A 16,135-nucleotide genomic window follows, 5' to 3' on the forward strand; every position below is an offset into this window, starting at 1 on the left:
GGCTTCGAGGGCGAAATGCCATTTGCAGCGTTTGCCGATCGTCTTCCGGCCGACATGCGACAGGTTAGTCCCAAGCGGATTACTGAATACCTGGCTGGACGTTATTGCGCCGAGCGCGCGCTAGCGGCCGCAGGTGCTGAAGCTGGCTGTTGGCTCCCGCGGGGAAGCGATCGTCTCCCCATCTGGCCGCCCGGATGGACCGGCTCAATCAGTCACGCAGATGGCATCGCAGCAGCTGCAGTTGTCGCTCGCGCTCCAGGGACGGCCTTGGGCCTGGACGTGGAGCATTGGATCAATGCAGATCAGGCCGGGCAAATCTGTCGCCTCATTGCAAGCCAGGCAGAGCTGGAACTTCTGGTCGCGCTGCCGCCGGAGCGAGCACTGACACTGCTGTTTTCGGCCAAGGAGGCGCTATTCAAGGCGCTTTACCCATCGACAAGACGCTTCATGGAATTTTCCGCTGCGCGCTTGGTCGATGCCAACGACAAGGAGCTGAGTTTGCAGCTGAGCGAGCATTGGAGCCCGGACTGGATGCGGGGGACGGTCGTACCAGTGCGCTTCCTGCTACAGGAAGCGTACGTGTCCGCTGCGGCGCTGGCGCGTCGGACTCCAGTTGCGCTCTAACAGCGCATGAGGCGCGAAGACTGGGGGGGGGGGGCGGCTTCACCCTGTCTTCTGGGTCGGTTACGATGAACAGTGTGGTAGATAACTGTATCGCACCATGGGCCGAGGCCTCATTCCGAAGGCAACTGCCCGCTGTCGAATAACTGTCCTGCGTCCCTGGTCCTGCAGCCGGTGGGCGAGTTTGATTTTAGTGCATTGCTCTGACTGGTGAGATTTGCCTAATCTTCGCTCAAGGTAGGGAGTTGTACATGCGCAGGCTGGCCAAGGTGGCGTTGTTGTCGGGGGCGGTGGTGGTGGTGGCTGCGGTAAAACTAGCCGTGGCGGGGGAGGGCAGCACTGAGAACGCAACGGACGCCGCCGGCGAGAGCAGGGCTCCAGTTCCAGTCATCCCGATCGAGGCGAGCAGCCAGCCGGTGCGCGCCGGTGTCGAGATCGACAGTGCCAAGATTCAGACCGCCGCGTGCCCGAAGGCGGATGAGCGCGTCGCTGTCGATGGTCACTTCCGGCTCAACGCCGATCGCAAGGTCGCCACAACGGCCTCCGCCGCAAAAAGGGGGGGTGGCAGTGCCCCAGTCCGGCGGAATCGCCATTGACGCTTCCTCGGACGAGTTTTCCATGAGCTTCTCGTCGATCTTTATCCGCCGTCCGGTCGCCACGGTGCTGTTGATGGCGGGCGTACTGATGCTGGGCTTTCTCGGCTATCGCCAGTTGCCAGTGGCAGCGCTACCTGAAATTGATGTCCCCAGTCTGGTTGTGACGACCCAATACCCCGGCGCCAATGCAACGACGATGGCCGCGCTGGTAACCACTCCGTTGGAACGCCAGTTTGGGCAGATCTCCGGATTGGAACTAATGACCTCCGATTCATCGGCCGGTCTATCCACGGTGACGCTGCGATTCTCCATGGATCGCGACATTGATGTCGCCGCACAGGACGTGCAGGCAGCGATCCGCCAAGCCACGCTGCCGTCCTCATTGCCCTACCAACCGGTCTATAACCGGGTCAATCCGGCTGACGTAGCGATCATCACACTGAAACTGGGTTCTGACACCCGACCGCTACGCGAGATCAGTCACTTCGCTGATTCAATCCTGGCCCAACGGCTGTCGCAGGTAAAGGGCGTTGGCTTGGTTTTGATTGCCGGCAATGTGCGGCCGGCGGTGCGAGTGCAGGTCAATCCCGCTCAGTTATCCAATATGGGGCTGACGCTAGAAGACCTGCGTGCGGCCCTGACTCGCGCCAACGTCAATGCGCCGAAGGGCTCACTCAATGGGGCCACCCAGTCCTACAGCATCAGTACAAACGACCAATTGGTCGATGCCGCCGATTACCGCGAGATCATCGTCTCCTACAAAAATGGCGCGCCGGTCAGGCTTGCCGACGTTGCCAATGTCATCGACGGCATCGAGAACGACCAGCTCGCAGCATGGGCAGACGGCAGGGAGGCCGTGTTGTTGGAGGTGCGCCGGCGGCCTGGCGCCAATATCGTGCAGACCGTCGAGCGCATTCGGGATCTGCTCCCCGAATTGCGCAGCCTGCTGCCTGCCGACGTGCAACTGGAGATATTCTCCGATCGAACCGAGACCATTCGCGCATCAGTCCACGAAGTACAGTTTACGTTGCTGCTGACCATTGGGCTGGTAGTGGCCGTGATCTTTGCCTTTTTGCGCCGTCTATGGGCAACGTTGATCCCATCAGTTGCAGTACCGCTGTCGCTGGCTGGCACCTTTGCGGTAATGGCGTTTGCCGACATGTCGTTGGATAACTTGTCGCTAATGGCATTGGTGGTGGCAACCGGCTTTGTTGTCGACGATGCAATCGTGATGATCGAAAACATCGTGCGCTACATAGAGCAGGGCAAGAGCGGGCAGGAAGCGGCTGAAATTGGCGCGCGTCAGATAGGCTTTACGGTACTTTCTCTCACTGTGTCGCTGGTCGCGGTGTTCTTGCCCTTGTTGATGATGCCGGGGGTGACCGGACGCCTGTTCCACGAGTTCGCCTGGGTGCTGAGCATTGCGGTGGTGCTATCGATGGTGGTGTCCCTGACGCTGACGCCAATGATGTGCGCTTACCTGCTCAAGCCCGATGGGCTGCCGGAGAGCGAGGCTTCTCGTGGGCGCGACGGCCGTGACAATCGCTCCAGCGTATGGAGCCGCATGGTCGCAGCCTATGAGCGCAGTCTCGATTGGGTGTTGGCGCATCCACAGTGGACCCTGGGTGCGGCAGGGATGGCGGTTGTACTGACGGTGTTGCTGTACGTGGCGATACCGAAAGGCCTGCTCCCCGAACAGGACACGGGCCTGATCGTGGGCGTTGTCCAAGCCGATCAGAGCATTGCCTTTGCACAGATGCGCGAGCGAACGCTGGCGGTAGCCCAGGCACTGCGAAGCGACCCGGCCGTCGCTGCAGTTGCCGCCTTCGTTGGAGCCGGAAGCATGAATCCGACGCTCAACCAGGGCCGGATCTCAATCGTGCTCAAAGAGCGCGGCGAGCGCCAGAGCCTTGACGAGATCCTGCCGCGTCTTCAACGCTCTACCACTGATGTTGCGGGCGTGGCTCTGTATCTCAAGCCGGTACAGGATGTCACCCTTGATACCCGAGTGGCCCCAACCGAGTATCAATACGCGTTGTCTGGCATGGACGCGGAAGAAGTGGCCGTTGAGGCCGAGCGGATGACCCAGGCGCTACGCGCGCGTCCTGAGCTCGCCGATGTGGACAATAATTTGTCCAATCAGGGAGGCGCGCTAGAGCTGAGCGTGGACCGAGAAAATGCCAGCCTGCTCGGCGTGCCGATGCAGAGTATCAACGATACGCTCTACAACGCATTTGGACAGCGGCAGATTTCGACGATTTTCACCGAGATCAACCAGTATCGCGTGGTCTTGGAGGTGGCTCCTGAATTCCGCACGCAGAAGGCGTTGCTGCAGCAACTTGCAGTCGCTTCAAACGGGTCCGGCGCCTTGGTCGGCAGCAATGCAACCGCATTCGGCCAGCTTGCCTCCAGCAATTCCTCCACGGCCACCGGTATCGGCAACCGCGATACCGGTATCCCCGTGGGTGCTGGAGGCACTATTCCGCTGTCGTCACTGGTCAAGTCGAGAGTTACTAGCACGCCTCTGGTAGTCAGTCATCAGCAGCAGCTACCGGCGGCGATGATCTTGTTCAATGTTGCTCCAGGCCATTCGCTCTCCGATGCGGTCAGTGCGGTAAAACAGGTACGCAAGCAGTTGGCCTGGCCGTCTCAGGTACACGGCCAGTTTGTCGGCAAGGCGGCCGAGTTTACCCAGAGCCAGACCGATGTGATCTGGCTTCTGCTGGCATCGCTAGTGGTGATCTATATTGTCCTCGGCATTCTCTATGAGAGTTATATCCATCCAATCACCATCATCTCGACGCTGCCGCCAGCAGGGGTCGGCGCATTGTTGGCATTGATGGTCTGCGGGTTGAGCCTGTCGGTCGACGGCATTGTCGGCATCGTGTTGTTGATCGGCATCGTAAAAAAAAACGGCATCATGATGGTCGATTTTGCGATCGAGGCGCAGCGTGCCGGCGCCAGTCCGCACGAAGCGATCCGCCGCAGCTGCCTGTTGCGTTTTCGTCCGATCATGATGACTACCCTGGCAGCGCTGCTCGGTGCGTTGCCACTGGCACTGGGCACCGGTATCGGTTTCGAGTTGCGCCGTCCCCTGGGTCTGTCGATCGTCGGGGGACTGTTGGTGTCGCAGTTGGTAACCCTGTACACCACGCCGGTGATCTATTTGTACATGGAGCGCTATCAGGCGTGGCTGCGGCGGCGCCGACAGCAGCGCACGCAAGCCCCGGTGGTGCACGCATGAAGAGGGATGCGCATCGCAGCATGCAAGCCCTCGCACGCGTTGAACGCGGTGCCGGCATATGAATTTGTTCGCACCGATCATCCGCCGCCCGATTGGCGCCTCCTTGGCGGGGGTCGGCCTCGTGCTGGTGGGTCTGTGGTCGTACTTCCTGCTTGGTGTGGCCGCATTGCCTTCGCTGGATCTCCCCGCGGTGGCAGTAGCTGCGCAGATGTCTGGCGCCAGTGCAGAGACCATGGCCAATACCGTGATGACCCCCTTGGAGCGCCATCTGGGCCGGATCCCAGGGGTCAAGCAAATGGTTGGCATCGCAGGCGAGAACTCTGTCCAGATACAGATTCTGTTCGAGTTCGGTATCAATGCCGACTCGGCAGCCCGCGAGGTGCAGGCGGCGATCAACACTTCGTTGGTCGATCTGCCTGCGGGCATGCCGACGCCACCGCAGTATTTCAAGTTTGACACTGCGCAATTGCCTGTGCTGCTCGTGGCACTGACCTCGCCAACGCTGGCCCCTGACCAGCTTTATGACGTAGCCGACAATCTAGCCAAACCTGCCGTCGCGCGTGTTGACGGCGTGGCAACAGTCCAGTTGTCGGGCGGATCGCCGCGTGCGGTGCGCGTCGAGCTGGACAACCATGCGTTAGCGGCCAAGGGCATCACTGCCAATGAGGTCAAGAATGCCCTGGCTGCGGCTAATTCCTCGTCGGCGCTGGGCGCGGTGGAACAGGGCCCGCGACAGTTGCTGCTGGTCACCACCTCCGCGTTGATGCGCGCGGCGGACTTTGCCGGACTTGTCATCGCAGTGCGTGGTCGCGCGCCCATCAAGCTGGGCGATGTGGCCCGTGTCTACGATGGCCAGGAGGACGCGTTTCAGGGGGCTTGGTACAACGGCCAACGCACGGTGGTGATGCAAATAAGCAAGCGCGCGGACGCCAACTCGGTGGCGACCGTGGAAGCGATTCGAGCGGCACTGCCAGGGTTGCGCTCCATCATGCCCGCTGATGTCGCCGTTCATCCGATCTTCGACCTCACCCAGACCACCAAAAGTGGCCTGCACGAGGTTGAGTTCACTCTGCTGCTCAGCATTCTGATGGTGGCCACAGTAATGCTGTTGTTTCTGCGTAGGGTCGGTCCGACCTTGATCGCGATGGCAAGCGTGCCGTTGTCGCTGGCAGGTGCCTTCATCGCGATGTGGTGCATGGATTTTTCGCTCAACACATTGTCGCTGATTGCTCTTGTGCTTGCGATCGGTTTTGTGGTCGACGATGCAATCGTTGTAATTGAAAACATTGTTCGGCACATGGAGCTCGGGCATTCGCCGCTAGCGGCTTCACTCAGCGGTACCCGAGAGATCGGGTTTACCATCGTTTCAATTACGTTGTCGCTCGTCGCGGTGTTTGCGCCGATGGTGTTTGGCAACAACATTTTTGTCACATTGGTGCGGGAGTTCTCGGTCACCCTGCTAGCGGCCATCATTGTAAGCGCGGTAGTTTCGCTAACAGTGACGCCCGCGTTGTGCGGAAAGTACTTGGATCTGAAAGCAGAGTCCGCCAGTGGCCAGACAACCGCACGCCTGGTTGCAGCGCTGCAAAGAATGGACGACGTCGTTCTGAACGTCTATCGACGAACGCTGGGCTGGGCAATGCGCCATCGGCGGCTGATGCGCTGGCAGCCGATATGCTTGATTGTCTTGACCGGCGTACTGGGCGCCGCCGTCGCGATGACCGCAGGTGGCGGAGTCATGCCGGAAGAGGATCTGGGCATGATCCAAGCCATGGTCCGCGGCGACGCTAATGTGGCCTCCGATCGTTTCTCAGCAGATGTACGTGGCGTGGCTGCCATCATGCGGGCTGATCCAGCCGTTCGCGAGGTGACCGCAGTGCTTAACGGCAGCGGGCTGGATGCAGGCGGAGGTCGCTCCGCAAGTCTTTACGTCGAGCTTTATCCGATCAGTGAAAGACACGCTGGCGTCGCCGAGGTGATCGCCCGTCTCAACGAGACATATATACGCCTGCCGGAGGTGGCGGTAGTCATGAATGCTGTGCAGTTTTTCGGCGGAGGTGGCGATACCCGTTCCGGGGGAGGGCAGTATCAGCTTCAGCTCACCAGTTCGGCAGGCGTAAGCTTGCAGGAAACAACGTTGAAGCTGGCCGAGCGCTTACGGGCCATGCCGCAGCTGCGTGCCGTGGAAACAAGTTTTGATGGCGTCGGCAAACAGCAGTCGGTGGTTGTCGACAGGCAGGCTGCGGCCAGGATGGGCGTTTCGATGGCCGATGTCGATGACGCGCTCTACAACGCATTCGGTCAGCGGCCGGTATCGGTGATCTATTCGCACATCAATCAATACCGCGTCGTGCTGACCTCCGAACAGGCGCGTGCCTCGGGACCCGAGCAGTTGCTGCAAACCTACCTGCGCACAGGTACCGGGCAAATGGTTCCGTTATCGGCGGTCGCGACGATCAAGCCCGCGATTACCCCCTCCAGTATCATGCATTACAACCAGTTGGAGTCATCGAGCATCAGCTACAACGTGGCCCCTGGAGTCAGCCAGATCGAAGGAATTCGTGTTGTCGACGAGCTGATCGCCAAGACGCCCCTTCCCCCCGGCGTCCAGGACGACTACGCGGGCACCAATCAAAAGTTGATGGAAGCGGTCGTGGGTGCCGCGACCATGTTGATTGCGGTGATCGTTCTCATGTACGTGCTGTTGGGCGTGCTCTACAACAGTCTCTTCCATCCACTCGTAATTCTGTCGACACTGCCTGCGGCAGGCATGGGAGCATTTCTGGCAATGCTCGTGACGCAGACCCAACTGACCCTGATGTCCGTGATTGCGGTACTCATGCTCATCGGCATTGTCAAAAAGAACGCCATCATGATGGTCGACTTCGCATTAGTCGCCGAGCGCGAGCGCGGACTCGATCCGGTGGCTGCGATCACGGAGGCCGCCCTGGTGCGCTTTCGTCCGATTACGATGACGACGCTCGCGGCCATGGGAGCCGCGCTGCCCCTGGTAATCGGGTTTGGTGTTGGCTCAGAGATGCGTCGCCCCTTGGGTATCGCCATCCTCGGGGGGCTAATAGTGTCGCAATTGCTGACACTACTTAGTACCCCTGCGATCTATCTGTGGCTGCATGATCGTGCGCTGCACAAACGCGTACGCGTACGTGAACGCCTGCGCAAGTTACGCCGTAGCCGGGTCGCGGCCAGTGGTGAGGGTGTCTGATACACCATTTCTGGTACGGAATGGGCCGATCAAGTCCTCTGAATGATCTCCAATGCTGTCCGGAATTGAGCATCACGCGCGTTCAGCGGAGGGTGCTGCGTTCTGAATAACGGAACGGAAGAGGTCCTTGCATCGTCATGCGCGGGACCTCCGAACGAGGCATAGCCGTGACAGACTGCCAATTCAGGCCCGTGCTCCTAGGCGATTTCTAACAATTCATACTTCGAGCGATCGCGGGCCAGTCAGTATTCGGAACTACGCGTGAAACGCTTGACGTCCTCTTTTTTTTTGAGGATCTTGTCAGGGGTTTCGCACGTGCATGAAGAAGCGAGTGGGGACGCTTCTAGCGCACCATGTAAGGTCCTCTAGGTCTGGGCCGCGCGTGCGTTGGCGTTAGCAGCGATCTACACCAGTTCACCGTTTCCTTGCTAAGACAGGACAGGATGTTCGATGCTCAAAAAGCACCCACTGCTTTCTCGTATCCTGTTTTTTGTCGTAGGTCCGCTTGTAGTCGCGGTGTCCGCCGGATGGTGGCGCCTGCATGAAAGCCTTCCAAACGAGCAGGGCCGTCTTGAAGTAGAAGGATTGCGTGCCCCCGTCAGCGTTGAGCGTGACGGTTACGGAGTGCCCAACGTGGTAGCGCGCAATGATCGCGACGCCTATTTCGCCGTGGGCTATCTGCATGCGCAGGACCGCATGTGGCAGTTGGAACTGCAGCGGCGGATGGCGCAGGGCCGCTTGAGCGAGTTGCTCGGCAAGGATGCAGTGCAACAGGACATCTGGTTTCGCACGCTCGGACTGATGCGTTCGGCGCACGAGGCCTGGGATGCGCTGAGCCCGGAGGCACGCGATTCTTTGCAGGCCTATGCCGACGGCATCAACGCATGGCTCGACGCACGCACGGCCCTTCCTGTGGAGTTCGTTGCGCTGGGAATTCGGCCTGACCCCTGGACCGTTTATGACTCGCTAGCTTGGTCAAAGGTGTTCGCGCTTGATTTGGGGGGCAACTACCGTCGAGAAATCGACCGTATGCTCGCAGCCCAACTGCTCGATACCGAGCGCTTGCAGACACTGTTCCCTGACGCCGCCGACGATCCGATGCGCATCGCAAACAAGCCGGATCTCGCATCGAGCTCTGCGTTCGACCCAATGACAGTGGAGAGCTGCGTGCAAATGCTCGAGTTCTTCTCAAAGCTGGAACAAAACACCGGACTTGGGGGGCATTATGTCGGCAGCAATGCATGGGCGGTGTCGTCTCGTCTGACGGGTAATGGTTCGGCGCTGCTCGCCAACGATCCGCATCTGGGTTTGCAGATGCCATCGCTTTGGTATATGGCCGCACTCAAAGGCGATCACCTCGATGTTTCCGGCGCAACATTGGTCGGCTTGCCCGTCGTGGTATTCGGACGCAATGCCAGCATTGCGTGGGGAGGCACCAACCTGATGGCAGATAGCCAGGACATCTATCTGGAACAAGCCAAGCCCGACGATGCGTCGCGTTATCTCGCCAATGGGAAGTGGGTACCGTTCCTGCAACGTGAGGAGCTTATCAAGGTTCGGGAGAGTTTCCCTTCGTTTCTGCACGCTCCGATCAAACCACTGCGAATCAGCGTACGTTCCACGCGGCACGGCCCGATCATCAACGATATGTTCCAGGTGTTTGAGCAGCCAGCCTCTCTGCGCTGGACCGCTCTGGACAAGGACGATACTTCTTACGAAGCCTTCTACCGGATCGGCTATGCACAGGATTGGAGCGAGTTCGACAAATCGCTCGCGTATTTGGTCGCACCCGCCTTGAACATGGTGTATGCGGACCGCGCCGGTCATGTCGGCCATCTGGCGGCAGGACGTATTCCGGTACGCGCGGCAGGTGATGGCGGCGCGCCGGTACCTGGATGGAACGATGAATACGTTTGGACTGGTCGCATCCCGTATGAGGAGATGCCACATGTCTACGATCCGCCGTCAGGCTTCGTGGCCTCGGCCAATGATGATCCTACGCCTCCCTCTTATCGCTGGCTGATTTCCAACGACTGGGCGCCGCCGACTCGAAAGAGGCGAATTGAAGAGATGATCACTGGTGCTGTTTCCGCCGGTAAACCGGTCGATGTGGCGTTGATGCAGCGCATGCAGGCCGATCAATACAGCGCCTCCGCAGTGCGGCTTTCCAAGGTTCTGTTGAATTATCCGCCGGGCGATAGAGCGCAGCGGTGGGCCCACGACACGCTACGCGACTGGAACGGGCGCATGGATCGAGACAGCCACGCGGCTACTCTATTCAATGCTTGGCTGCGTCAGCTCAAGCGCCGTCTGGTCGGCGCCTCATTCCAGGGGTATTGGAACCGTGCACGGCAGAGTCGCGTGCTGCAGGGAATGATCGACGGAATCGATCCAGATACCGTTGCCGCGATGTTGTCTGGACAGTCGGGCCAGTGGTGCCGCGACCTGGAGGACAGCAAGCCGGTACCCTGCGCTGATGTCACCGGCGCCGCACTCGACGACGCGCTCAGTGAGCTGCACAAGATGGCCGGCGATAGTAGTGATGGCTGGGCATGGGGAGACGTCCATGAAACGGTCTATCGCCACGTGCCCTTTAGTGCGGTCAATGTAGCCAAGGTCTGGTTCGAGCGGAGAATATCCAACGGTGGTTCACCCGATACGCTCAACGTGGCCGACTACACCTTGGGCGATAGCGGTCGGTACGAGCAGACGTTTGGTGCTGGTTTCCGCCAGATCTTCTCGCTGTCGCCTGCCGCTGTTACACACTTGCAAATGAATTCTACCGGGCAGTCCTCCAACGCGATGAGCCCACATTACGACGACATGGTCGAGGGGTTTCGCGATGTGCGCTACCTCCCGATGACCGCTACGAGCGATGATCGCCGCCGACTCTGGCTCGAACCCGCGCAGTCTGCAAAAAAGGCGGGGCATTGATCGATGAGCATCCTGTCTTCATTTTCCCGGCGTGCACCCAACAAGGTGTTCATCGCAATGGTGTTGGGTACCTTGGCCGGGATGGCATACACAATGGTCATTCCGTTGGTGATGACCGTGCTCGATCAAGGTCCGGCGGCATTTTCCACGACCGAGCCGGAAACTGTCAGGCTCTTCGGTTGGCAGGTGTCGCATTACCGATTTGCTGCCTTGTTCGTGGCCAATTGCGTGTTCATTTTGGTCGCGCGCACCGCGTCGCAAGTGATCCTCTCCCGCGTAGCGCTGGATGTGACTACTGACTTGCGCAATCGCATGTATACAAGCATCTCGCAGGCGCCGATCGCCGAGTTGGAGCGAGTCGGCCTCGCCAGGCTAGTGGCATCGATCACTGCCGATGTGCCGGTCATTGTCGCCGGCGCGCGCTTGCTGCCGGATCTGTTGACGAACGCGGTGACATTGGCCGGTGTGCTTGGCTTCCTGCTGTTTCTCAGCCCCAGCGTGTTCTGGTTTGTGCTCAGCTGCATCGCACTGGGTGTGCTGACCTACCAGCTGCCGATGTTGATTGCGCGCCGTTATCTCGTCCGTGCACGCGGTCATCTTGACCATCTCCACGAAGGCATCCGGGGTCTCGTACACGGCGCCAAGGAACTCAAGCTCAGTCACGCAAAACGTCAGGACTATGCAGCGAATGTGCTTGCAGTGAACGAACGGCTGGTTCGAAATAGCGCCAAGACCGGCATGAGCGTCATGGCCGTGGCGCAGAATTACGGCAACCTGATCGTGCTGTTTGTGATTGGCGCAATTGCATTCGTATTCGTCAATTATCACGCTATCGGGAGTGGCACGCTGGCCGGTGTGATCATGGCCCTTCTGTACGTTACTGCCCCGGTCGCTGCCTTGCTTAATTTCGTGCCGCAGCTGAGCATGGCAAGGGTCGCTCAACGCAAGGTCCACGAGCTGTTCGGGCAACTTGCCCGCGAGGACGCCGCAGAAGGAAGCGCACCTCGCCGGGACTGGCAGCACCTGCGGCTGCGGCAGGTGGTTTATCGGTATCCGGGGCGGGGTGAAGAGCCTGGGTTCCATATCGGCCCGATCGACTTGGAAATCAACCGTGGCGAGATCGTGTTTATCGTCGGCGGTAATGGGTCGGGAAAATCGACGCTGGCCAAACTGTTGAGCTTGCACTACCGCGCCGCCTCTGGCGAGGTGCTGTTTGACGACGTTGTTGTCGATGCTGATACTGTCAGCGGATTCCGCAATGGAATCTGCGCCATCTATTCAGACTATTATCTGTTCGACCGTCCGCTGGGAATTGATGGCGATGCCGCAAAGGTTGAGATCGAGCAGTACCTTGAGTTGTTGGGCCTGTCTGGCAAGGTCCGGTTTGCGGAGGGTCGTTTCAGTACGCTCTCTCTTTCTGATGGACAGCGCCGGCGTTTGGCATTACTTGTGGGTTTTCTGGAGGATGCGTCGCTGTATGTGTTCGACGAGTGGGCAGCGGACCAGGATCCGACTTTCAAGCAGGTGTTCTATGGCAAGATTCTGCAATCACTAAAGACGCGCGGCAAGGCAGTGGTTGTGATTTCGCACGACGATCGCTACTTCACCGGTGCAGATCGAGTCGTGGTGATGGGGGACGGCATGATGATTGGCAGCCCGGATGTACGGACATCAGATCCGCTAGTGGCTGAGACTGAGAACTGAAATGTAGCCGCTCCCGTTTGCGGCCGGAGCCAACGTTCAATGGGGCGACTCGGGTAGGGCCGAGTCGGGGCGGGCGGGGATTACAGCGTGAAAGGAATACAAGGATGTCTCGACGTTTCCCTCTTTCACAAGGTCAGCAGGCGCGCTGGTTTCAGTATCAGTTGAATCCCGTTTCGCGCGGTGATCACAACAATGTATTCGTGGTAGCGCTTGATACCGACACGATCGCAGGTCGGCTAGCGACGGCGATCGATGCGTTGGTTGCGCGTCATCCGATGTTGCGCGCACGTTTTTGCAGTGATCAGGAGGGTCATGTTGAGCAAACAATCACTGAGCCTCGTGGAGAAATCCTGGAGGAAGTCGACGCGCGCGAGATGGATCTGGAAACGCTGCAGCGGCGTGTGAGCGAGGATGCCTGGCGCGCTTTTGAAGATGAGCAATTGCTGCTGCGTGCCTGCCTCTATCGCCGCCGTGCGGGCGGTGCGGTTTTACTGTTGGCACTGGATCACCTCATCTGCGATGGTTGGTCATATTGGCGACTACTCGGTGAGCTATCTGCTGCGTTGGGCTCCGACGTCGAGACGATCGGCAAGATAGGTGCGGACGAGCACGATTACAGCGCATACGTAAACTGGCAGGAGCAATGGCTGCAAGGTCCGGCGTGCGAACGTCAACTGGCCTATTGGCGTGACATAGTGGGTCGGCCGCAGTCTCCTCTTGAATTGCCCGCAGCCGATGTTGGCGGTGGAGGTGGCGGTGTGCAGCGGGCGCACACGCTATTGCTGAGTCGCGAACTGTGCCAACGCTTGCGCTGCTTCGCCGCCGATCACGATGCCAGCCTGTTCAGTGTGCTGCTGGCCGCGTTGCAAATCCTGTTGCACCGCTATAGCGGCCATTCCACGATTTCGGTCGGCGCGCCGATGCCTTGTCGCAGTAGAGCTGCGTGGCGTGGTGTGGTCGGTGATTTCGTCAACATGGTCACGTTGCGTGCGTGGTTCGGCGATGACAGTCGTGTAGCAGACGTTGTTGAGCGCGCGCGCGCGGCAGTGCGCGGAAGCGTACGTCACCAGGACTATCCAATCTCCACCCTGATCCGTCGTCTCGAGTTGGGTGGAACCCCCTTCGATGCCAGTCTGGTTTTCCAGAATGCGCGCGAATCAGGCCCGCTGACCGAGTTATGGAATCCTCGCCGAGAGGGCGAGACAATCACGCGGTGGGGCGAGGTTGCGCTGAGTGCATTCCCGATCCAGCAACGTGTTGCGCTGGACAGGATGGCGCTGGCAGTCCATGCGATCGAGTTCGAACATGGGGTGCGCTGCGATTTCATACACGATGAGACTCGCGTCGATGCCGGCGCTATCGCGCGGATGACGGCTAATTTCGAAACTGTGCTGCAGGCAATGCTCGCCGATCCGGGCGCACAGGTACGGACATTGCCGTTGCTGAGCGCCGACGAGCGCATCCAGGTGCTGGAGGCCTTCAATGCAACGCGCGTCGACCAGCAAGGCCCTGAGACCTTGCATGGCTGGTTCCAGTGCAGCGCCCGCACATTTCCTGAGGCGATCGCCTTGCGATCAGGTGCGCAGACCCTGAGCTACAGCGAGTTGGACCGACGCTCTGACGCCGTCGCTGCGCGCCTGCAACGCATTGGAGTGGGTGCCCAGGAGTGTGTCGCAATCCAGCTGCCCCGTGGGCCTGGGCTGATTATTGCAGTGTTGGGGACGCTGAAGGCGGGGGCTGCCTATGTGCCGCTTGACCCTACCTACCCGCAAGAGCGTATAGCCGCCATCCTGGGTAGCTGCGGTGCACGCGTGTGCATTGTCACTGCGGCGCTGGCCGCTGCGCTGCCGGCAAACCTGGCAGCGCTGGACATCGACGATGCGACATTAGCGCAGGAAGTGCCGTGGCCATTACCGCACGTGCATCCCAATGGATTGGCGTACGTCATCTATACCTCCGGTTCGACTGGAACGCCGAAGGGCGTGATGATCGAACATGCCAATGCTTGCAACTTCATCGCCTGGGCACTGCGCGACGGTGGAACGGACGCGTTCGCGCACACCTTGTTCGCGACCTCGATCAGCTTTGATCTGGCGGTCTATGAAATCTTCGCGACCTTGGCAGCGGGCGGTACGTTGGAGATCGTCCGCGATGTGCTCGAAGCGCCGTGCGGCCCGGTCAGTTTGATCAATACGGTGCCCTCGGGGATGTCGGCGCTGCTGCACGCCCGAGCAGTGCCGGCATCGGTACGGCGGGTCAATGTGGCCGGCGAGCCACTGCGTGCCGAACTGGTGGAGCGCATCTTTGCCGGTTCCTCAGCGCAGACGGTGCATAACCTGTATGGACCCACCGAGACCACCACCTATTCGACGGGCGTGCGGATCGGGCGCGGCGACGCATTTGCAGCCCATATCGGACGCCCGATCGACAACACCCGGATTTACATCGTCGATCGCGCTGAACAAGCGCTGCCGATTGGAGTGCAGGGCGAGATCTATATCGGAGGCGCAGGCGTGGCGCGCGGCTATCTCGGCCGTCCCGATCTAACGGAAGAGCGCTTCGGCAGCGATCCCTTTGTCGAGGGCGGCCGCTGGTATCGGACTGGCGATCTCGGCTGCTGGACTGCCGACGGGAATATTGAGTACCGCGGCCGCACCGACCACCAGGTCAAGATTCGCGGCTTCCGGATCGAGCTCGGGGAGATCGAGACGGCGCTGCTGTGCCTCGACGGCGTCGAGGCCGCCGTGGTGGTCGCCTGCGGCGATGCGACCGGAAACCAGCGGCTGGTTGCCTATGTTGTCGTGAGCCCGCAGGTTCACGTGACGCCGCACTCGTTGCGCGACGCGTTGGCCATGTCGCTGCCGGCGCACATGGTGCCGGCGGGGTTCGTCCCGCTGGAGCGGCTGCCACTGACTCCAAATGGAAAGATCGATCGCGCCGCGTTGCCGATACCGGAATTTTCCAGCGACCGCGCCTATCGCGCGCCCACCGGCGAGATCGAACAGCAGATTGTTCAGATCTGGGGGGAACTGCTGGGGGTCTCCCGCATTGGTCGCGACGACAATTTCTTTGATCTCGGCGGTCACTCGCTGCTGGCAATGCAACTGACTGCACGCCTGCGAAGCGAGTTCGGCGTTACGGTGCCCCTGGCGGAGTTGTTCGACGCCCCGGAACTGAGATACATGGCTGAACGAGTCGCCGTGGCGCAGGCTGCGGCATTGGCGAGCCAGGACATGCAGTCGATGCTCGCCGAGCTGGATGGGCTCAGCGAGGATGAGCTCAGGGAGATACTAAGCAAGGAAGCAATCGATGACTGAGTCCCTCGACGAGCGCCAGCGTCTTATGCAGGCAATCCTGCTTAACCGCACGCGCCGTGCGACGCGCACGCGCGATGCGGACGACGACGCGATCGTTGCGAGGCCGCGTGATGCGGAGCTGCCATTGTCGTTGGCCCAGCGCCGACTGTGGTTCCTATGCCAACTCGACGCCACCGCCTCGGCCGCTTACCACATGCCGGTGTCGCTGCGCCTGGAAGGCGAGCTTGACGTTGCAGTATTACGCACCGCGCTCGATGCGCTGGTGGCGCGGCATGAGAGCTTGCGCACCCGTTTCCTGGCGCGCGATGGCGAGCCCGAGCAGGTGATCGATCCGGCCGATCGCGGCTTTGCGCTACGTGAGTTCGATGTGTCGCTGCTGCCGGCCGATGAGCGCGCGGAGGCGGTGGCCGCCCACACCTGTGAGGCCGCTGCCGTACCATTCGATCTTGCCGCCGGCCCGCTGGTGCGTGGTCGCCTGTTGCGTCTGGACGCGCAC

General features: G+C 60.2%; 8 protein-coding genes. All 8 read left to right on the forward strand.

All coding sequences use genetic code 11. The annotated features are described in order from the left end of the window. The first annotated feature begins 54 nt into the window (after positions 1 to 54). Complete coding sequence (locus DYQ94_RS12390) at positions 55 to 624, forward strand: 4'-phosphopantetheinyl transferase family protein (RefSeq protein WP_505414908.1); 570 nt, start codon at positions 55 to 57, stop codon at positions 622 to 624. Between the two features lie 248 nt (positions 625 to 872). After that, a complete protein-coding gene (locus DYQ94_RS12395; protein WP_160955140.1) occupies positions 873 to 1,217 on the forward strand; it encodes a hypothetical protein in 345 nt (114 codons plus the stop codon). 22 nt (positions 1,218 to 1,239) lie between these two features. Further along, positions 1,240 to 4,461 carry an efflux RND transporter permease subunit gene (locus DYQ94_RS12400; protein ID WP_160955139.1) on the forward strand — a complete coding sequence of 1,074 codons (3,222 nt, stop codon included), beginning with the start codon at positions 1,240 to 1,242 and terminating at the stop codon, positions 4,459 to 4,461. Between the two features lie 58 nt (positions 4,462 to 4,519). Continuing rightward, positions 4,520 to 7,684 (forward strand): efflux RND transporter permease subunit, encoded by a 3,165-nt coding sequence (locus tag DYQ94_RS12405; RefSeq protein ID WP_160955138.1) that lies wholly within the window; start codon positions 4,520 to 4,522, stop codon positions 7,682 to 7,684. 450 nt (positions 7,685 to 8,134) lie between these two features. Beyond that, complete coding sequence (locus DYQ94_RS12410; protein WP_102256595.1) at positions 8,135 to 10,618, forward strand: penicillin acylase family protein; 2,484 nt, start codon at positions 8,135 to 8,137, stop codon at positions 10,616 to 10,618. A gap of 3 nt (positions 10,619 to 10,621) precedes the next feature. Continuing rightward, entirely contained in the window at positions 10,622 to 12,322 is a 1,701-nt protein-coding gene (locus DYQ94_RS12415; RefSeq protein ID WP_024938655.1) for a cyclic peptide export ABC transporter, read from the forward strand. 104 nt (positions 12,323 to 12,426) lie between these two features. Further along, positions 12,427 to 15,639 carry a non-ribosomal peptide synthetase gene (locus DYQ94_RS12420; protein WP_160955137.1) on the forward strand — a complete coding sequence of 1,071 codons (3,213 nt, stop codon included), beginning with the start codon at positions 12,427 to 12,429 and terminating at the stop codon, positions 15,637 to 15,639. Then, positions 15,632 to 16,135, forward strand: a 504-nt coding sequence (locus DYQ94_RS12425) for a condensation domain-containing protein (protein ID WP_505414907.1), incomplete at its 3' end; no start/stop codon positions are given. The genes DYQ94_RS12420 and DYQ94_RS12425, both read left to right, overlap by 8 nt.

This window comes from Xanthomonas sp. LMG 8993 (assembly GCF_009835065.2).
In the GTDB taxonomy this organism is placed as follows: Bacteria; Pseudomonadota; Gammaproteobacteria; order Xanthomonadales; family Xanthomonadaceae; genus Xanthomonas; species Xanthomonas arboricola.

Excerpts from the sequence above, each read along its gene's own strand:
- DYQ94_RS12390 (WP_505414908.1), top strand. The coding sequence starts at position 55 with ATGCGACAGGTTAGTCCCAAGCGGATTACTGAATACCTGGCTGGACGT.
- DYQ94_RS12395 (WP_160955140.1), top strand. The coding sequence starts at position 873 with ATGCGCAGGCTGGCCAAGGTGGCGTTGTTGTCGGGGGCGGTGGTGGTG.
- DYQ94_RS12400 (WP_160955139.1), top strand. The coding sequence starts at position 1,240 with ATGAGCTTCTCGTCGATCTTTATCCGCCGTCCGGTCGCCACGGTGCTG.
- DYQ94_RS12405 (WP_160955138.1), top strand. The coding sequence starts at position 4,520 with ATGAATTTGTTCGCACCGATCATCCGCCGCCCGATTGGCGCCTCCTTG.
- DYQ94_RS12410 (WP_102256595.1), top strand. The coding sequence starts at position 8,135 with ATGCTCAAAAAGCACCCACTGCTTTCTCGTATCCTGTTTTTTGTCGTA.
- DYQ94_RS12415 (WP_024938655.1), top strand. The coding sequence starts at position 10,622 with ATGAGCATCCTGTCTTCATTTTCCCGGCGTGCACCCAACAAGGTGTTC.
- DYQ94_RS12420 (WP_160955137.1), top strand. The coding sequence starts at position 12,427 with ATGTCTCGACGTTTCCCTCTTTCACAAGGTCAGCAGGCGCGCTGGTTT.